Here is a 19281-nt window from a genome sequence, read left to right as displayed (position 1 = left end):
TCAGAGGCCAAATTCAGCCGGGTCGAAGCCCAACGCGATAGCGATCTCGCGGGAGGCCAGTTTCTCGTCCTGATCGAAGTTACCGTCACTTTTCGCAACGGCAATACCAACACGTAAGGCCAGCTGAGCGGCCTCAGGCTGATCTTTCAGCGCCAGGATGTATTTCATGGTTTCGCCCTTGCCGATTTCAACATCGAAATCGAAGCTTGAAACCAGTTTATTGAAGAACTCAATCACCTCATTGGTATCGAAGACCTTCAGCTCTTCTGAAGAGCGCAGAAAGCCCATCATTTTCTGCTTTTCTTCCGAACTTACGCCGTCACTCGATACGGCAATACGGGCACATACAGCAACGGTGCCCTGCATGAATTTTTTGTTTTTGAAACGGCCAACCTGGCGGGTCAGTTCGTCACGGCCTGAGTTAATGGCACCTTTAACTTTGTCGAAAAAGCTCATACCTGTTTCCTTTGTTGCTGTGTTATTTAGAACCGGCGCTCCAGCGAAATCCCCAGCCAAATGCCCGGTCCATTTCGTCCTGGCCTTTGAAGTACTGGTTAATTCGCTCGACTTTAATTGCGCCGTTTTCGTTTACGAGTCTGGCAATGGCGCACAATGTGCGACGGTTTTCACCTTCGGTCAGGCGGGTCTCAATGGGCGGTTGATCCGGCACATGAATGGTGACCACACCATCAGTCTTGTCCCAGCTGGGAACACCTTCATAAATAAAGGCGTAAATCAGCACTTCGCGGATATGCTTCCATTCACGTCCATTGATATGCAGCCACTCGCCGTCTGATACATCACCCGTCCGGTCATCGCCCTTGAGCTGAACATACGGTTCATCGCGATAATCACCGAATGCATTACCGAGCGCCTGAATGACCGATTTATACCCGTCCTGAAGCTCAACAAAGGCCCCCAGATCCAGGTCGATTCCTTTGGAGCCGAACATGCCTGCAAAGCCTGATTTGCCGCTGCCCCGGTGCCAGTTCAGGTTGATCCGGATTTCACCGAAGTTATCCCGTTTGGTCAGGCTGATTGCAGGCTTCTCTTTTGTCAGCGATACCTTGCTCAGGCTGATTTTTGTCTCAACTGGCGGAGGGGTTACAACCGGAGGAGTCGGGGCTGCGGGAGCCGGTTCGTCGGCAATATTTACGCCGAAATGCTCTGCCAGCGGTTTAAGTCCACCGTTGAACCCCTGCGCAACGAAGCGGAATTTCCAGTCATTATTACGACGGTAAAATTCACCCAGAATTAAGGCTGCTTCCTGACGGCCGCTCAGTTCGACACTGCCGCTAACCAGGCCGGTAGCCCCTTGCTCCACGTCGATGGAAAGATTACGAAGACCGGACACCGTCTGCCCACCGTCACAGGTCACGGTGAACGCAATTTTCTGGACATCAGGTTTCAGCCGGTTGAGCGCGACAGTAAAGGTTGAGTACTGGCCTTCACTGACCAGGCTGACGGTACCATCATCGTTACGTGGCTGACCATAAAACACCATGTCCGCATCACCCTGCACCTTCCCGTCGGCATACAGGCGAAACGCCGAAGCATCCACCTGGCCGCCCGAGGTGATCCGGACCCGCAACTCCTGGGCTGGAACGGGGGCATTGCCCCCCGGCGTCAGGTTCATTAGCGAATAACCGCTGAAACGATATCGGAGTGCATATCGTCAATTGTGCGGCCGCGACAGGCATGGCCAAGGGCGGTAAAGTCCCAGTTGCCGTTATTACGGCGCAGCGAAGAAATAACGATCCCGGTATGTGAGCCCTGCTCAGTCAGCTTGTAGCGAGCCAGCTCTTTGCCGGTTTGATCGACAACGCGGCAGAACGCGTTTTCGACGTCATTGAACGACTGACCACGGAAGCTGTTTACCGTAAACGCCAGGTATTCAACGTTTGCAGGCAGTCGGGAGAGGTTGACATTAATCACCTCATCGTCACCGTCACCTTCACCGGTCAGGTTATCGCCACTGTGCACAACAGCGCCGCAGGTGGATTCCAGTTTGCGGAACCAGATGGTGTCAATTGTTTTACCGGTGCTGTCCATTAATACGCAGCCAGCATCGAGATCGATTGAGTCGTTGCCTCCAAACAATCCTCCAAGAAGACCTTTTTTCTTAACCGGATCCCAACCGAGACCGAAATGAAGCTGGCTTAATGCAGATGATTCTTTGCTGAGTGATACCGTCTGGTTCTTAACTAATGAAACCATGTTTTATTCCTTAAAATGGTAATGACCGAGACAATCAAAGGTATATTTAGTAACTGACGAAGAAAATCATATCATGATGAAGTTCTCTGACAAGGGAAATTTTGGTAGTTTTCTGTAAAAACACAAAAAGAAATCCTTTTCAGGGTGTTAATTTTCTAAGTTTAATTTAAATATCAATGTGTTATCAGGAATCCAAAAAACCTGACGCACTCCATAACCACAGGAGTTATAAATCATATTATGATTGACATGTAGCTTAGACACTCATAGACTCACTTCTCAATCATAAATTTGCATGGCGTTCCGGATAATTAAAAAAAATGAACAAGAAAATTTGGTTTATGGAAGGTTTATCCTCCCAGCGAGATATTATTCAGGGGGTAAAATCATTTGCAAAAAAAAATAATTTTGCCATTACCGTTTTTGCCTCCCACCGTAACGAAAGAAATGAAATCCTTTCCGTTGCCGACTATTCTTTGACTGAACCTGAAGATCCTCAAAAACGTCTTCAGTTTATCCAGGAAACCATTCAGTCCTACGGCATCCACCATATTCATACTGGCCGTAACAGCCAGTGGTTTGAAGAACACCGTTCAGCCATTGAATCGACCGGTGCCACCCTTACTACCGGTGCAACGGGCGTCGACTGGTTAACTCTGGCTGACGAAAAAGTTACTTTTGCTCAGTTTATGGAGCAAAAGGGTCTCCCGGTCGTACCATCCTGGCGGGTGAATACGCTGGCAGAATTAAAAACACACCTCGCGGCCCCGCCGTTCACTGACAGCCCGGTATGCGTGAAGCCGGTGACGGGTATCTATGGCATGGGATTCTGGCGCTTTGATGACAGTGCTTCGCCTATGGCCGTCTTTAATCATCCCGAACATCGTCTGGTCAGTCCGCAACAGTATATTGCAGCAGCATCAGCTGCTGAGTCGTTTAAACCCCTTGTTTTGATGCCGTACCTGCCAGGCCCGGAATTTTCCGTCGATATCCTCGCGGATAAGGGCGAAATACTCGCAGCCGTGGGACGCCGTAAGGAAGGGGTTATCCAGTATCTGGTAAACGAAGGAAGCGCCTGGGAACTGGCGTGTGACTGCGCCAGGGTTATGAAGGCCGACGGGCTGGTGAATGTTCAGACGCGAAACGATGTGAATGGCAACCCGGTGCTGCTTGAAACCAACATGCGTCCGTCAGGGGGGGTGGGTTATACCCTTCACAGCGGGGTGAACCTTCCTGGGTTATTTGCTGCCTTTAAGCTCGGTCTGATGTCTGAAGATATGGTGCGCCAGAGCGCTAAAAACACCTTTTCTCCGGTTGCGGTGAGATCCATTACGGATGTAATTGCATACCCGGAATCACTCTCTAACCTTCTGAATTAAGGCGTATTTATGTCTGATATCCTCGAAGATATGATTTATCGCCGTACCCTCTCATGCGGTACGATTCAGGTAACCCGCGACCAGGGTGAAGTTTCGCTCGATGACCTGTTTGACATCGCTGAAAGACGTAACCCGAAACGCGCCTTTCTGTTTGTCAGCAAAGTACTCGGCAGGCACATTCCCGTGCCACCCTCAGTCATGCGGCAGGCCTACAGACAGCTTGCCAGCCAGTTCCCCTCGACACTGACAGGACCCGTACTGTTTATCGGTATGGCTGAAACCGCCGTTGGGCTTGGGGCCGGTGTATTTGATGAAGTGCGCCACCAGCATCCTGAATCTGTCTATCTGACCTCTACCCGTCACCCGGTTGATGGCACGTTGCTTTGCGAGTTCAAGGAAGAACACAGCCACGCCACCGATCATCTGATCTATCTGCCAGATGATGAAGAGAAAAGACGTCGTGTTACCAACGCACGAACGCTGGTTTTGATTGATGACGAGGCAACCACCGGTAATACCTTTATTAACCTGCTTTCAGCCCTGCGTAATACCGGCAAGCTTCAACATATTGAACAGGTTATAGCCGTTACGCTTACCGACTGGAGTGGCAAAGCCTTGTCCGAGCGCAGCACCTTACCAGTCACTTCGGTTTCTCTTGTAAGCGGTAAGTGGGGATGGACCCCATTACCTGATGCACCTGTCCCGGACATGCCGAAAGTCAACGTAACTTCACGAGGAGAATGGGACATCCAGGGAAAACAGTCCTGGGGCCGACTGGGGATGCTCGCACCTGCGGCCGATCTCGGCCATGAGGTCTCCGTCCACAAGGGGGAACGTATTCTGGTTCTCGGGACCGGGGAATTCGTCTGGGAGCCGTTCCTGCTTGCTGAACGGCTCGAAGCTGCCGGAGCACAGGCATTTTATGGATCGACCACCCGCTCCCCTATCGCCGTTGGTTATGCCATTGAGTCCGCCATTTCCTTTACGGATAACTACGGGCTGGGCATCCCCAATTTTGTCTATAACGTCGCCCACCAGCAGTTTGACCGCATTCTTGTGTGTACTGAGACACCCGCAGAAAGTATTGACACGCAGCTTCTTAAAGCGCTGGCTGAGGTTGCGGCCGTCGTGGAGATTGTTACCTATGAATAAACCCGTTGTTCTGAGCGACCTTGACGACACGCTCTTTCAGACCCGTCGTAAAATGGTGGACGAGCTGGCCCTGGAGCCATTCCGTACCGGTGCCGTTGATCGCACCCTGAATCCACGAAGCTTTATGACGGAAGAACAGTCCATGTTGGTGGACTGGCTCCTGGAGCAGGCTGAACTCATACCCGTTACCGCACGGGGAACTGAAGAAATCAGCCGCGTACGGATCCCTTTCCACTCCTGGGCAATCACCACTCACGGGGCCGTCATTCTCACGCCAGAAGGCAAACCCGACGAGGAGTGGAAGGCCCATATGCTCGGCCAGCTGGCTCCCTATCAGGAAAAGCTGACATCGATGCAGCGTCTGATCACTGAAATGATGGACGCAAAAGGGATCAATGCCTGGGCAAGGCTGAACTTCGAATACGGTGAAACGGCGGTTTATATGGTGATGAAGCACCGCGACAGCACCCGCCTTGACGAGCTCAATGCCATTGCAGATGAGATAGAAACGGTGTTTCCGACCGAGGGCTTCTACATCCACCGCAACAGTAATAACGTGGCCTGGCTTCCCACCGCGGTTGAGAAAGGGCTGGCAGTCAGATGGCTTCTTGAAAAACTTCGGGCTGAACGCGGAGTCTTCCCCGTAATTGGTCTGGGCGACAGCCTGAGCGATCATCGTTTTATGAAACTGTGCAGCTGGTTTGGCATCCCGCGTCAGAGTCAGTTTGCAGATGCCATTTCACAGCGAATTTTTGGAGAAAATTAAAATGCAGCCACATGACACATTTACCGGCTCATACCAGCCCGGTGACGTGGAATTTCTGCTAAAGCCGGTAGTCATTGAGATGACGCCGGTTGAGCAAAAAGAAGAGCTGATTCAGTCAGGGAAGAAACATTATTCGGACATGCTCAGTCAGGAGCCAGCGCCAACACAATGGCATCTTGATTTGTTTCACCGGGCGCTGGATCGGGGCGCAGAGAGACTTGCAAAAGAAGTCACACAGCTCGCTATTGCTCTGGCCGAACGCTTCGGTGATGAGCCCATTGTACTGGCCAGTCTCGTCAGAGCTGGCGTGCCGCTCGGCGTTATGCTGCACCAGGCCCTGCGTGACATGGGGAAAACCTCATGGCATTACGGTATCAGCATTATCCGGGATCGTGGAATTGACGGTGCAGCCCTCGACGTCATTGAAGAGCGCCATGGTACCAGCGGTATTGTCTTTGTTGACGGATGGACAGGTAAAGGCGCAATTACCGGAGAGCTTGTACGCGCACTGAAAGATCGCCCGGGCTATCCTGAGCAGCCGCGACTGGTTGTCCTGGCCGATCCCTGTGGCTGCTCCTGGCTTGCAGCCAGTGATGATGACTGGCTCATTCCTTTTGGCATCATGGGTGCGCCGGTATCAGGCCTGATCTCCCGGTCAGTATGGTCCTCTGAAGGATTACATGGGTGCATGGTTTGCGAGCATCTCAGTGAATTCGAATGCAGCCGGATGCTTGTCGATACCGTCGCCCATTTCCGTAAGAAGTTAACCCCGTCATCCCTCGCTACCCTGAGCTGGAATATGGAGTCAGCCCGGGTCTTATGGCAGACAAGTCGCGACGTTATCGCGTTCCTGGCCGATGAATTTAAAGTGGACAGCGTCAATCGTATTAAACCCGGTATTGCTGAAGCAACCCGGGCTGTATTACGTCGGGTACCGGACCATGTATTTGTGCGTTCTATTGACGACCCGGACGTTGCCTTGCTTGTAGGGCTTGCTCGTGAAAAGGGAATAGTTGTTACAGAAATGGGGGGAACCCTCGGCCAGTATCGGGCTGTAACCATTATCAAGAAGGTACTCTGATGAAAAATCGTCTTTCTCCCTGGAATCTGGGAGCCACGCTATACATGCCTGCAACACGGGAAGATATTGCTGATGCCGTCCTGCACGGGAAAATCCCGGGTTTGCGCTCTCTGGTGATTTGCCTGGAGGATGCTGTCAGTGAAGCAGACATCCCCATCGCCCTCAAAAATCTGGAGCACCTGCTGCACGAGCTCAGTAACAGCATGCGTAGCCTGGGTAAAAATGACTGGCCTCTGGTGTTCATTCGCCCTCGGCATGCCGAAATGGGCAGATGGTTAAAAGCGCATTATGATCTTTCCGCTGTCGATGGGTTTGTGTTGCCGAAATTTACCCTCAGTTCGTTAGCTGAATGGTGGGATATCATGGGCGGGACTCACCTGTGCATGATGCCAACGCTGGAAACAGAAGACGTCTTTGACGTGGTTCAGATGCGCGAGCTGGCCACTCGCCTGGTGGAACATCCCTGCCACGACCGCATTATTGCGCTTCGAATCGGCGGCAACGATCTTATGAACGTTGTGTCGCTTCGCCGCCCCCGGGACCTGACGCTGTATGACAGCCCGATGGGCTACGTCATCAAAATGCTCGTTTCAGTCTTCGGCCCGCGTGATTTTGCCCTGACCGCGCCCGTATGTGAGCATATTGACGATCATGCCGTTATGGCCAGAGAGCTGGCTCTTGATATGGCACATGGGCTTGTTGGGAAAACGGCCATTCACCCGGGTCAGATAGAGGTCATTCAAAACGCGCTGATGGTCACTCAGGGTGAGTATTCTGACGCTCTGCGGATCCTGAACTCTACCCAGGCCGTGTTTAAGTCGCAGGGAGCAATGTGTGAACCCGCCACACATCGCCGCTGGGCGGCTGGCATTCTGGACAGAGCTCGTTTTTATGGGTTACAGAACGAGCAAAGCGCTGATGGAATCAGATTACTTACCGTGACCCAGCATCATTAAGGAAATCATAATGGGGTTCAGGTTCAGAAAGTCGATCAACATTATTCCTGGCGTTCGCCTCAACCTGAGTAACGGTGCACCGAGCCTGAGTGTCGGGCCGAGAGGTGCTTCCGTTTCTTTTGGTAGCCGGGGGACCTATGCCAATCTGGGCTTGCCCGGTACCGGGCTGAGTTACCGTACCCGGCTTGACCGGGCCGCGCGTTCCGGAGGTGGAAACCGGACGGCAACCGACCCGGGGCTCAGACAGGCGCTTGAGCAGGAAGCCGCTGAACTCATGTCAGCGGTAACCGCAATCCGTAATATTCACGAGCTGACGCCGGATCCAAAAACAGGCATCAGCTGGGCAGAGCTGGAAGCAGTATACCTGCATAACAGAACGTCGCCTTTTCAGGTTCCGGCACCGGTGCGTCCAGAAAAGCCAGACTACCTTGCATTGCCGGAAAAGCCTGCCGAGAGCGAAGGCATTAGTTTTCTGGGTAAATGGTTTGAATCGGAATCAGCTAAAGCTGAGCGCCACGCCGAAAATCTTCGCCGGTGGCAGCAGGAGCTGATTGATGTGGAGCGTGAGAATACCCTTCGACAGCACCGGTACCAGCAACAACGGACGGCCTGGGCCGAACAGTATGCAAACTGGAAGTTTGAAGCAGAAGAACATGAAAAACGGCTCGCCACGGCTCAGGCAGATGCCCGGCAGCAGTTCCGGACAGACGCCGCGTTTTTCGAATCATACCTGGCGGGTGTGCTGGCAGAAACTGAATGGCCGCGTGAAACGATTGTTGCATTTGAAGTAAAGCCGGAGCTATCAGCAGTCCTGCTGGACGTTGATTTAGCTGAGATTGAAGATTTCCCTGATAAGATTTACGGCGTTAATGCCCGGGGCACGGAGCTGACGGAAAAAGCCATGACGCAAAAAGCCGTACGCGAAAACTATGCCCGCCACGTCCATGGCTGCTTGTTCCGCCTGGTCGGTATCGTTTTACATACGCTACCTTTCGACAACGTGATTGTGTCAGGCTTTACGCAACGGGTCAGTAAGCGGACCGGCTATCTGGAGGATGAGTATATCCTGTCCTGCAAATGCACTCGCAGCCAGATGTCGTCAGTAAATTTTGCAGGCATAGAACACATTGATCCGGTTGAAGCGTTAGGCGATCACCCGGTTATTCGAAAGATGAGCAGTACCTTCATTTTTCAGCCTATTGAACCACTAACCCTTTAAGCAGGCTAAATCTTACGATGCAATTAAATACCAGACAGGCCCGGATTTTTAAGCTTGCCAACTTACTGGGCACCGGCAAGCCCGTTTCCGCTGCCGACATTATAACCAGTCTGGAATGCTCAGAGCCGACATTAACCCGGGCCCTCAAAGAGCTACGCGAGTCATATTCTGCGGAGATCAAATACAGCAAGGCAGGTCATTCCTACCATCTCGTTAATCCGGGCCAGCTGGATAAAAAGACCCTTCGCCGGATGAATGAAGCGCTCGCACAGAATGCTGAACTGAAAACCGGTGAGTCTACAGGGAAGGTCGTACTCGATAAGGATAAAAAAACAGCCGTGTCCTTATCGCTACGCATGCGGATCTTAAGAAAAATTGACCGTCTGGCTGCGCTGAGTGGCTCGACCCGAAGTGAAGCGGTAGAGAAGCTGGCTCTGCACTCCGTTGACGAACTGATAAAAGAATACAGCGCTAAAAAGTCCTGACGCTAAATCTCAGACCGGGGTGAAAACCCCGGTTTTGTCATATTTTACCTCTGTATTGGCGTGACGTAGTTTTGATCTATTCTCCTCCCGCAATGCCAGCAGCGCCTTACTGACTACAAAACCTGGTGTCTTGACATCCTCTTGTGCTACACATCAATCTTTGGGCGTTTTACACTCCATTCATGCAGATCTGTGATGTATGATGAATTTCATACATAAGACAGTTTATTTGTCCGAGTTTTTTCAGAAATCTTATATTCCAGTCCGGTCTGAATTATTTTTCTGTTGATAAGAGGCCATTCACATGTCGGTAATTCTATGGTGGTTAACTTATTTCTTTAATGCCGCTTCTGAGTATTTAATCTCCACCCGACAGATGTCGTGCCGTTTTATCAAATCAACAAACCCTGGCCTCTTCCTGAAACTACTCTCCTCTTCCGATCTCTTAAGAAGGAATTACATTTGAGACGCTTACCCGTATATCTGCTACTCGACACGTCCGGCTCTATGCACGGAGAGCCTATCGAAGCGGTTAAAAATGGCGTTCAGACGCTGCTTACCACGCTGAAACAGGATCCGTATGCACTCGAAACGGCTCACGTGTCAGTGATCACCTTTGATTCTTCAGCCCGACAGGCAGTCCCCCTGACAGACCTCCTGAGTTTCCAGATGCCAGCACTAACAGCCAGCGGCACCACGTCTCTTGGCGAAGCGCTTTCCCTCACGGCCAGCTCCATTGCCAAAGAAGTACAGAAAACGACGGCTGACACTAAAGGTGACTGGCGTCCCCTTGTATTCCTGATGACGGATGGAAGTCCGAATGATGACTGGCGTAAAGGCCTGAATGACTTTAAAGCGGCCAGAACCGGCGTTGTTGTGGCATGTGCAGCCGGGCATGATGCCGATACCAGCGTCCTCAAAGAAATCACTGAAATCGTGGTTCAGCTCGATACAGCTGACAGTTCGACGATTAAAGCTTTCTTTAAATGGGTCAGTGCGAGCATTTCGGTAGGCAGTCAGAAAGTGGAGTCCAGCAAAAAAGAAGTGATCGGTCTTGAAGACCTGCCACCGCCGCCGCCAGAAGTAAATGTGGTCTTATAATTTTATTGATTAAGGGGATATCATGTCTGTCAGTCTGAGCAAAGGCCAGGGCGTAAGCCTGAAAAAAAATGAATACGATCTCTCGTCCGTTACTATCGGCCTCGGTTGGGATATTAATGAGGAAAAGAAAGGTTTTCTCGGCGGGATCTTTGGTAAAAAAGAAGAAGAATACGACCTTGATGTGATCGCTTTCCTGTGTAATTCAGCCGGAAAGGTGACCGATCTCGGCAATGTGGAAAATGGTAAACCAACGCTTGTGAATGGCGATATCATCTTTTTCAACAGCCTTCGCCATAAGTCAGGCAATATCTGGCTGACGGGCGATAACCGAACCGGAGCCGGTGACGGTGACGATGAGCAAATTATTGTGCGCCTGAATTCCCTTGACGCTCAGTACGAGAAAATTGTGTTCATCGTTCAGATCTACAATGGTGAAAAGCTCCAGCAGCACTTTGGTAAAGTTCAGAATGCCTTCATCCGGGCAGTAGATGCCCGTAATATTGAAATGGCACGATTCGATCTTTCTGGCGGACCCGCCTTCGCCAGCCAGCGCTCCATGGTCTTTGCCGAGCTGATACGCGAGGCTACAGGCTGGAAACTCAGGGCAATTGGTGAGCCTTCAGAATCAGATTCGTTTGTCTCGCACCTGAGGAATTACATGTGATGCGCCGCCTGCCTGTTTACCTTGTTATCGACACATCCGGCTCGATGCGCGGTGAGTCAATCCATTCCGTTAACGTTGGAATTCAGGCGATGCTTAGCGCTCTTCGCCAGGATCCCTACGCCCTCGAAAGCGTTCATATCTCCATTATCACCTATGACAATGAGGCGCGTGAGTTCATTCCTCTCACGCCGCTGGAAGACTTCCAGTTTTCTGACATCGTTGTGCCAAGCGCAGGCGGGACGTTCACCGGTGCTGCCCTTGAATGTCTGATGCAGTGTGTTGAACGGGATGTACGTCGCTCAGATGGTGATACCAAAGGAGACTGGCGTCCTCTGGTATTCCTGATGACTGATGGAACCCCTTCTGATGCCCTGGCGTACGGTGAAGCGGTAAAAGCGATTCGCGGCCGGGGATTCGGATCCATCATTGCCTGCGCCGTTGGTCCTAAAGCAGGCCATGAGCACTTAAAACAGCTCACCGATAAGGTTGTGTCTCTGGAGACGCTAGATTCAACCGCGTTTGCAGGTTTCTTTAAATGGGTATCGGCCAGCGTGTCTTCCGGCAGCACAAGCGCGGGGATTAATAACGGAACTGATACCCTTCCCCCTCCTCCACCAGAAATCCAGCTGGTGCTCTGACAGACAGAAAGGTGCTGTTTCCGGGCAGCACCTTTCTGTACAGCAACGTTTTCTGCTGGCCGTACCAGCCGTACGAGGAAAATTATGAGACGCCTTCCCGTGTTTTTTGTCCTGGACTGTTCAGAGTCCATGATTGGTGAAAACCTGAAAAAAATGACTGATGGTCTGCAAATGATCGTCGGAGATTTAAGAAAGGATCCACACGCACTTGAAACAGCCTGGGTCTCGGTAATCGCATTTGCCGGTGTAGCCCGTACGATTGTACCTCTTCACGAAATTGCCTCGTTCTACCCTCCCCGCCTTCCCGTTGGCGGCGGTACGAGCCTTGGAGCTGCATTGCGTGAGCTGACCGTGCAAATTGATACCCAGGTCAGAAAAACCACTCATGAGGCTAAAGGCGACTGGAAACCCGTCGTGTATCTCCTTACCGACGGACGTCCGACTGACGACACAACCGCAGAAGTGAAGCGCTGGAAGGATCACTACGCGAGTAAAGTGAATCTCATTGCCGTTGGCCTGGGGCCGTCAGCGGACCTGAATATCCTGCGGCAACTGACAGAGAATGTCATGCTGTTCACCGAATCTCAGGAAGGGGACTTTACCCGCTTCATCAAATGGATCACGGCCTCGGTTACGGCGCACAGCCGCAGCGTCGGGGACGACAAACAACCTGAGCTCAGCCAGACTGAATACATAGTCCGGCTGGCCAAGGACGAGCCAGTAAAAGCGTACGACGAAAACTGCGTTACGCTTACCGGCCGTTGCAGCAAGACCCGTCGTCCGTACCTGATGAAGTATGAACGGCCACCAGCAAGGGTTTCCGGGCTCGATTTCAGTCTGAACCTGAACAGCTTTAATATTGCCGGATGCTATCCCATCGATGAGGACTATTTTGCGTGGTCAGATGCCACCGCTACCGGTTTGCAGGTAAATACCAGCGAACTGCATGGCGTACCGGGTTGCCCCCACTGCGGTAATGCCAGTGCGTTTGCCCTGTGCTCATGCGGAAAGTTGCTGTGTATTGACGGCCCGGATGACGTGATCTGCCCGTGGTGTGAAACAGGCCTGTCATTCAGCAATGATGGCGGAAACACTAACTTCGACGTAAACAGAGGGAGAGGTTGATGTCGCAAAATGCTTTACTTGAAGAGAAGATTATCCGCTTAGTTCTGTCTGAGCTGGGCCACCCTGTTGAAGGTGAGCGGCTTTTACTTCTATCGCAGGACCCATCCCTTACCGAAGAAATTATGCGGCTTAAAGAGCGGATTGAGAGCCTTGCACAGGGTTTATCTGCGCGGGTTAGCGAAGGTGATAACGACGCAGAGATTGCCGCCTCGTCAGCATCCAGTCTTTCCGATCAGCAACAAACGGTCGTAAGTGTTGCTGATAACCCGGGCATTGACGCTACCGATACATCAGCACTGCAACCCCTGCCAGAAAATGAGCCTCATCCTCCGTTCTGGAAGCTGATGCCTTATTACGAATTTGATAAACCAGCACAGAGGGAAGACGAAAACCTGTCTTCCCTGGTATTAAAACCCGGGCAGATACCGACAGGCCAGCAGCGGGCCAGCTTAGCTGTGCCACCTGCCGTTCCCCCGAGAGCTAAAATAACGATCCCCAACGCCCGCGCAGGCGAACGTTTCTCTTCGCCGGTTGCTATCGTTCTGGGTGAGGGCCAGCAGGCTACTGTCAGGGACGTTGTCTTTCCCCGGAACATTGGCCTGTCTTTTGACAAAGAACAGGAGTTGCTGACAGGTACTCCCACCGAAAGCGGCGATATAGAGCTTTCAGTAATCTGGTCATGCACGTCGCACGACGAATGTGAAACAAAACAGCTATTTATAATCAATCCCGATCCGAGAAGCCTGTGGAAGGTGGTAGAGCCACCAGCAGACGCTCCCTACCCTAAGTCCCATCTGGACGCTGCTGGCCTGGTCAGGGGTGATATACGTATTGCTGCCGCCAGTCGCCGGGGACGCTCTCATGAGCATGCCGGAAGCTTCAGAGATGACGACTTCTACATCAACCACTGCCAGGAAACAGGATGGTCTGTCATGCTGGTCGCAGACGGAGCCGGTAGTGCGGTAAATTCCCGGGAAGGCTCCCGGATTGCAGTCAAAACGGCTGGCGATTACCTTTTAAATCAGCTCAGTGGTGTGAAAGGCGTCCATTTAAAGCAGCACATCACGGCGTGGGAAGGGAGCGATCAGCAGGCAACAATAAACGCCATGCTTCATCATTTTAAACAGGCAGCTACGCTCGCGGTCAACAGTATCCAGAACGAAGCCATTTGTGCAGAACAACCTGTGAAATCCTATTCAACAACCCTTCTGGCAACTGTAGCGCTACGAACTGATAACGAGCTGTTTGCGACTGCATTCTGGCTTGGTGATGGTGCGATAGGTGCATACAGCCCTTCCGGTAAAGTCAGGATACTGGGAAATCCCGATAGCGGAGAATACGCAGGACAAACCCGTTTCCTTGACCAGAGCATTATCGCAGACCCCTCGTTTAGCGGCCGCATCAGCGTGGGTAAATGGAATGATGTATCTCACTTGATCCTCATGACAGACGGCGTCTCAGACCCTCTGTTTGAGACGGATAATGGGCTTCGCAGTGACGAAAAATGGACCCGTCTCGTTGATGAGCTCAACCCTGTCCTTACAGACGCCAGTATTGCGCCTGAGAGGTTAGGCGACTGGCTTAACTTTTTCTCCACAGGGAACCATGATGACCGCACTATTGCGGTGTTGTGGTAAGGGATACGCTTTTTCGGTGATCAATATGGCAAATATCGTTACGTGCAAAACAAAGGACGGCGAAACAGTCCAGTATGTTGACGAGGTAATTGGTTCGGGCTCGATGAAGGATGTTTACTTTTCGCCTGATAAATCATACGTCGTCGCTTTTTATCATAAACCGCAGAACGAGCAGGCCCGGGATCGGATTGATATGATCACCGGACGCTACAGGCAAAACATTTTTGGCCAGTCCGGAGGTGAATACTGGAAGGACCTGTTTTGCTGGCCGACCCATGTTGTTGAGCATGGGCATAAAATCGGCATCGTGGTTCCAACCTACAAAAGCTACTTTTTCTTTAAATACGGCTCTAAAAACGATGATTTTCTTGGCATAAAAGGTCGTGAAAAGGAAGGCAAATGGTTTGCCAGCGCCAGCAACCAGAACAAATTTCTCGACCCACGTGAACGAGGCAATACGCTTACCTATCTCAAGGTCTGTCTGCTGCTGACAAGAGCCGTCAGAAGGATGCATGCGGCAGGTCTCTGTCACAGCGATCTAAGCTATAAAAACGTGCTTATCGATCCAGAAATGGGACATGCCTGCATCATTGACGTAGACGGCCTGGTTGTCCCTGGAAAGTATCCTCCCGACGTGGTGGGCACCCCGGATTTTATCGCTCCGGAAGTGGTGAAAACCAGTCATCTTTCCAAAGAGGATCCGAACCGCGTATTGCCAAGCATTACTACTGACCGTCATGCGCTGTCGGTGCTTATCTACATGTATCTGTTCTTCCGTCATCCGCTACGTGGCGGAAAAATACATGACATGTCGGATGAAGTACGTGATGAGACCTTATCTATGGGTGAGAAGGCACTCTTCATTGAACATCCGACAGACAAAAGCAATGCAGTCAAAGTCAGTCAGCTATCGTCCTTTTCACTGCCCTGGGCTGACCCGGAGAAAATTCCTTACACCATCATGGGCCCTTATCTGACACCTTTGTTTGAGCGCGCCTTTATAGATGGCTTACACGATGCCACTAAACGCCCGACCGCCGATGAGTGGGAAAGCGCCCTGGTTAAAACAGTCGATCTGATACAGCCCTGCCAGAACAAGGCGTGTGAACAGAAATGGTACGTTTTCTCGGGTAAGACAAAGCCGGTTTGTCCCTACTGCGGTACGCCATACAAGGGTAAATTACCGGTTCTAAATTTATATTCTTCCCGAAAGGAAGGCAGTTATCGTCCTGACGACCACCGGTTGATGGTGTGGAGCGGGCAGTCAATCTATGCGTGGCATGTGAATCGCCTCATTGCGCCAAATGAGCGTACAACCGATTTGCAAAGGAAACGAGTTGGGTATTTTGTTTTCCATAACGATCAGTGGTGGTTAGTAAATGAAGGCATAAATGGGCTTATGTCATTACCGGATAAACGACAGATTGCCATTGGGGAAAAAATTGAACTGACGAATAACGCTCAGTTTGTTCTGTCAAAGGAGGAAGGCGGCAGGCTGGTCGTCGTTCAGTTAGTAGAAAACTAACGGACGCCCATAACGACTAAAACGTTCTGGCAGCATACTGAACCTGTTTAATGAATCACTATATTAAGCTGTGTCAAATTTAAGCTGCCAGAAAAACTGACTGTCTGTGCCGGATATGCGGTACACCTCCTGCGGCAAGGGTTTAATGCGCAAAGCCCAATTTATTTATAAGAGTGAATAGTTTTGTGGCTCTACCCTGCCGCTCTCCTTTCCTGTGTCATGGTTTTTAACATCTGAAATACTGACATTGTTAAGCCGGTGATTGTATAAGGCGATGCGGACAATCTCATGAAGATATTCAAGTTCGTTTTGTGTCAAGGACTGGCCTTCCTGGGTTTTTGAAATCATTTCCTGCCAGCAGATCAGTCTTTCGTAACTGACATGTTCGCTGTTTTCCAGGCAGTGCAACCTGAAATAGCGAAGGAACAAAGGAAATTCATCGGTCTGAGCGATGTCATAAGCCCGAACCGTTAACCGACACAGACATACAATCGTATCCTGCTGTAACCTGACTAACGCGTTATGACTGCCCGGAAGGATATCAGGCAATTTCATCTTACAGTCAGCAAGGCGCTGAAGAAGAGGCCCTTCCTCTGAAGGCTCCCGTCCCCGATACTCCTGAAGAGGTTCAGATTCAAGTTCATGCATTAATGGATGATATAGCCATTCCCGGGAACTGGTCTCATCAATGATCAGGCTTTCAATGCACTCACTGTATGTTGTTTTACGTCGCCCGAGCTGCACCTGACTGATTTCATATTCAATATCTGGAAGATCGATACGCAATGCGGCAACTCTTTCGGAAGGATGAAGGTGGTCAAAGGTTAACTTCGCAGAAATGCTACGATCCCTGTCCAGAAAGACGGCCACACATAAATCATTAACCTTTACGAACAGATCAGCTGTGCCTCCGAACATACTGCCGCTTCCAATAACCTCATTCAGTGAAACCGGCCCACCATCGTCGCCAGCGAGAAGATTTGGGAAACCAAGAACCTGGTGCTCGTTGATGACTTCAATAATTTTTCCCCGGATGGCTTCCATCAGACCATCACAGTCACCGGCTACAGCAGTACTGTGTGAGAAATGCCAAAGCTTGACCTCCCCCTGCTTTGCTAACAGATCAGTTTTGCAAGCGGGGCAGATGCAGTTACAGTCGATACCCCGGCTGACCTCTGTAATATCTAAAAAGAGTCCTGATTCTCTCTGGAGTCCAAATGGAATACCAAATGTGTAACTCTTACGCATGGCTGCACCCCGTTTTTGATAATTATTCAAACTATATCCGAAATAACGGAGGAGGATTTCTGTAAAACGAATTAAAAGAAATGATTTTTTAGTTTTCCAGATTAATGTTTGACAAGAATCAAATGAGAGCCTTACAAATATGGAGAGAGAAGTTTAGGTAAAGTAACTTTTATCACAACTTCTAAAATTAAGGAGAATATCGGATGTATTTAGCAGTGGGCTTGGCTTATGATTAAAGTCTTTCTCCGAACTTAATAAGAAAGTTAAAATGACAGGCTATTACAGTGCCTTTAGCCCCGAAAGGGGCATAAACTATTTTCAAATCCAGACACAGTCTTTTTGTTGTGCCAATATCAATAATTACTCGCGAACAAAGGTCCACACACTCGCAGGAACTTTGTCATATAACTTTTTCATTGTCAGTTCAGCTTTACGATGATCATAAGCACCAGAAATTTCAAGAGAGGCGACACCCGAGTTTTTTTCACATAACCTTTCAAATACTTTTTCGAGCGTTTCGAACGAACTACACTTACGGAATTTCATTAAATAAGACTGCTTTGCGTCAGACATAATCAACCTTCTTTAGACAGGCCTCAACTGGCCAGGGATAATCTTAATATCATTTTTCACTTAAGCCTAACGATTTCACAACCTTTTTCGTTGTTTCCACCCTGTTCATAACCAGGTACATGAGTGCTAAAATGACTGTAAATAAAACCAGTGTATCCCGGTGAGCAGGATGAAGAATCAATCAGTGATCAGACAGTTTTCGGAAAGCGAATTGCATCAGCAGCTGGAAACGTTCGGCAACCATGATAAACAGCTTTCACGCTTGATCCGTTACTTTTCCCATCTGAGATACAACACAGCTAAAACCTATCTGCACTGGCTACGAGTATGGAACGAATGGTATCAGGCGAATGCCCGGTTGCATACAGACTGGCCAGTAAGTTCGCTCCCCGTGTCTGAGGAAGCTCTGCTGGCGTTTATGGGGCATCTTGAAGGCAAATTGTCACGAAGCAGCATAAACAGCTGTCTTCAGGCCTTAAACAGTATCCATAAAAAAGGGCTTAACCTGCCCGGGATTATTACGTCTGAAGCATGGTACATGCTGGAAGCCTTAAAACAATCGGAAGCCCGGAAGCGAAAGACGACTAAACAGGCAACTCCCTTTCTTATTGGCGATCTCAAGGCTCTGATAAAGTTACGCAGTACTACAAACTCAGTTCGTAAGCTTCGTGACCTGTGCCTGATCTGGACAGGCTTTGAAACACTGCTCCGTTCATCCGAAATTCGCCGTATACGTCTGAAAGATCTGTCTCTGGATAGTATGACCGGTGAATTTAACCTGACGGTATACCGTACAAAAACGAACATCAGTACACTTCTTACCTACCGGCTGACACGTCAGTTAACTAACTGCCTCTTGAGATTGATGAACCTTGTGAAAATGGATCAGCACAGTCATCCGGATGAATACCTTTTCCAGGCCGTAAATTTCCATGATACAGGCTATATGCCACCCGGCTGGAAGCTTCGGAGTAAAGGGAATGAGCTATCTGAGCTTCTTAAACGGCATAACCTGCCCTACCGTGCTAAACAAAGTCTTCTGAACGATGAAGATGAGGAAGACACTGTGGACGATGCCGGTATGCTCAGCAAAAATTCCCTTTTACGGGCATTTAAAGAAATGTGGAATGAGCTTTATCCAAATGAGACTAAAACCCGTTACTGGACAGGGCACAGCGTTCGTGTAGGCGGTGCGATACAGCTGGATATTGAAGGTTACTCGCTACCACAGATTATGGAAATGGGGAACTGGTCGAATGAAGAAATGGTTATGCGCTACATTCGCAATATTGAAGCTGGTAAAAAAGCCATGATCAAGCTTATGCGAAATGCCTTTGATGAATAGCGCCCTCACGGGCGCATAACTTTATTTTTTCTTGAACGGGTTAAGTCTGGTGAGATTAGAGAGTGCCCCTCCCGGAGGCAAAATTCCCGTCCTTTTATATTTGTACACGCCATTTAATTTCATTGTCTGGATTCCAAGATTAATAAGCGTGACAAGTTTAAGGGTATACA

At 50.1% G+C, this 19281-nt stretch carries 19 protein-coding genes; 14 read left to right on the top strand and 5 right to left on the bottom strand.

The features are described 5' to 3' along the window. The 3 genes from DVA44_RS24620 to DVA44_RS24610 are packed head-to-tail and all read right to left on the bottom strand — an operon-like array spanning nucleotide 1 to nucleotide 2217. The gene (locus DVA44_RS24620; RefSeq protein WP_000007449.1) at nucleotides 1–456 is read right to left on the bottom strand and encodes a tellurite resistance TerB family protein; all 456 of its coding nucleotides are present in this window, start codon (nucleotides 454–456) and stop codon (nucleotides 1–3) included. A 22-nt stretch (nucleotides 457–478) separates the two neighbouring features. Next, complete coding sequence (locus tag DVA44_RS24615) at nucleotides 479–1636, bottom strand: TerD family protein (RefSeq protein WP_001054786.1); 1158 nt, start codon at nucleotides 1634–1636, stop codon at nucleotides 479–481. Beyond that, on the bottom strand, nucleotides 1636–2217 hold the full coding sequence (locus DVA44_RS24610; RefSeq protein ID WP_000254137.1) for a tellurium resistance-associated protein TerZ: 582 nt from the start codon (nucleotides 2215–2217) through the stop codon (nucleotides 1636–1638). The genes DVA44_RS24615 and DVA44_RS24610 overlap by 1 nt, the downstream gene beginning before the upstream one ends. Nucleotides 2218–2537: 320 nt before the next feature. On the opposite strand from DVA44_RS24610, the gene DVA44_RS24605 reads away from it, so the two are divergent. From DVA44_RS24605 to DVA44_RS24545, 13 genes are all read left to right on the top strand, one after another. Continuing rightward, nucleotides 2538–3596: an ATP-grasp domain-containing protein gene (locus DVA44_RS24605; RefSeq protein ID WP_012695441.1), complete on the top strand. Its 1059-nt coding sequence runs from the start codon at nucleotides 2538–2540 to the stop codon at nucleotides 3594–3596. 9 nt (nucleotides 3597–3605) lie between these two features. Further along, nucleotides 3606–4748: a phosphoribosyltransferase domain-containing protein gene (locus DVA44_RS24600; RefSeq protein ID WP_001280115.1), complete on the top strand. Its 1143-nt coding sequence runs from the start codon at nucleotides 3606–3608 to the stop codon at nucleotides 4746–4748. Then, the gene (locus DVA44_RS24595; RefSeq protein ID WP_001040058.1) at nucleotides 4741–5514 is read left to right on the top strand and encodes a hypothetical protein; all 774 of its coding nucleotides are present in this window, start codon (nucleotides 4741–4743) and stop codon (nucleotides 5512–5514) included. Before DVA44_RS24600 ends, DVA44_RS24595 begins: the two co-directional genes overlap by 8 nt. Nucleotide 5515: 1 nt before the next feature. After that, a complete protein-coding gene (locus DVA44_RS24590; RefSeq protein WP_001585166.1) occupies nucleotides 5516–6595 on the top strand; it encodes a cysteine protease StiP family protein in 1080 nt (359 codons plus the stop codon). Next, complete coding sequence (locus DVA44_RS24585) at nucleotides 6595–7551, top strand: HpcH/HpaI aldolase/citrate lyase family protein (RefSeq protein WP_011152965.1); 957 nt, start codon at nucleotides 6595–6597, stop codon at nucleotides 7549–7551. The genes DVA44_RS24590 and DVA44_RS24585 overlap by 1 nt, the downstream gene beginning before the upstream one ends. Nucleotides 7552–7561: 10 nt before the next feature. Beyond that, a complete protein-coding gene (locus DVA44_RS24580; protein ID WP_011152964.1) occupies nucleotides 7562–8770 on the top strand; it encodes a DUF4236 domain-containing protein in 1209 nt (402 codons plus the stop codon). 17 nt (nucleotides 8771–8787) lie between these two features. Next, nucleotides 8788–9255: a tellurium resistance protein TerW gene (gene terW / locus DVA44_RS24575; protein WP_001176767.1), complete on the top strand. Its 468-nt coding sequence runs from the start codon at nucleotides 8788–8790 to the stop codon at nucleotides 9253–9255. Between the two features lie 462 nt (nucleotides 9256–9717). Beyond that, the gene (locus DVA44_RS24570) at nucleotides 9718–10356 is read left to right on the top strand and encodes a VWA domain-containing protein (protein WP_001253657.1); all 639 of its coding nucleotides are present in this window, start codon (nucleotides 9718–9720) and stop codon (nucleotides 10354–10356) included. Nucleotides 10357–10378: 22 nt separating this feature from the next. Beyond that, nucleotides 10379–11020, top strand: a complete 642-nt coding sequence (locus DVA44_RS24565; RefSeq protein ID WP_000116681.1) for a TerD family protein — start codon at nucleotides 10379–10381, stop codon at nucleotides 11018–11020. Further along, on the top strand, nucleotides 11020–11658 hold the full coding sequence (locus DVA44_RS24560) for a VWA domain-containing protein (protein ID WP_001253658.1): 639 nt from the start codon (nucleotides 11020–11022) through the stop codon (nucleotides 11656–11658). Before DVA44_RS24565 ends, DVA44_RS24560 begins: the two co-directional genes overlap by 1 nt. 84 nt (nucleotides 11659–11742) lie before the next feature. Beyond that, nucleotides 11743–12783 (top strand): TerY-C metal binding domain-containing protein, encoded by a 1041-nt coding sequence (locus DVA44_RS24555; protein WP_001253656.1) that lies wholly within the window; start codon nucleotides 11743–11745, stop codon nucleotides 12781–12783. Then, nucleotides 12783–14420 (top strand): PP2C family serine/threonine-protein phosphatase, encoded by a 1638-nt coding sequence (locus DVA44_RS24550; RefSeq protein ID WP_000081060.1) that lies wholly within the window; start codon nucleotides 12783–12785, stop codon nucleotides 14418–14420. Before DVA44_RS24555 ends, DVA44_RS24550 begins: the two co-directional genes overlap by 1 nt. A 25-nt stretch (nucleotides 14421–14445) precedes the next feature. After that, nucleotides 14446–15945, top strand: coding sequence for a helix-hairpin-helix domain-containing protein (locus DVA44_RS24545; RefSeq protein WP_001284318.1), 1500 nt, complete (start codon nucleotides 14446–14448; stop codon nucleotides 15943–15945). Between the two features lie 165 nt (nucleotides 15946–16110). Here DVA44_RS24545 and DVA44_RS24540 read toward each other — a convergent pair whose 3' ends face one another. Together DVA44_RS24540 and DVA44_RS24535 are read right to left on the bottom strand one after the other, a co-directional pair. Next, nucleotides 16111–17193 carry a hypothetical protein gene (locus tag DVA44_RS24540; RefSeq protein ID WP_001232447.1) on the bottom strand — a complete coding sequence of 361 codons (1083 nt, stop codon included), beginning with the start codon at nucleotides 17191–17193 and terminating at the stop codon, nucleotides 16111–16113. 360 nt (nucleotides 17194–17553) lie between these two features. Further along, entirely contained in the window at nucleotides 17554–17766 is a 213-nt protein-coding gene (locus DVA44_RS24535; RefSeq protein ID WP_114388473.1) for an Hha/YmoA family nucleoid-associated regulatory protein, read from the bottom strand. Between the two features lie 169 nt (nucleotides 17767–17935). On the opposite strand from DVA44_RS24535, the gene DVA44_RS24530 reads away from it, so the two are divergent. Continuing rightward, nucleotides 17936–19111, top strand: a complete 1176-nt coding sequence (locus DVA44_RS24530) for a tyrosine-type recombinase/integrase (RefSeq protein ID WP_000795949.1) — start codon at nucleotides 17936–17938, stop codon at nucleotides 19109–19111. Nucleotides 19112–19281: the final 170 nt, after the last annotated feature.

Origin of the sequence: Leclercia sp. W17 (genome assembly GCF_003336325.1) — a bacterium.
Lineage (GTDB): Bacteria > Pseudomonadota > Gammaproteobacteria > Enterobacterales > Enterobacteriaceae > Enterobacter.
This window is presented reverse-complemented; position numbering and strand designations above follow the sequence as displayed.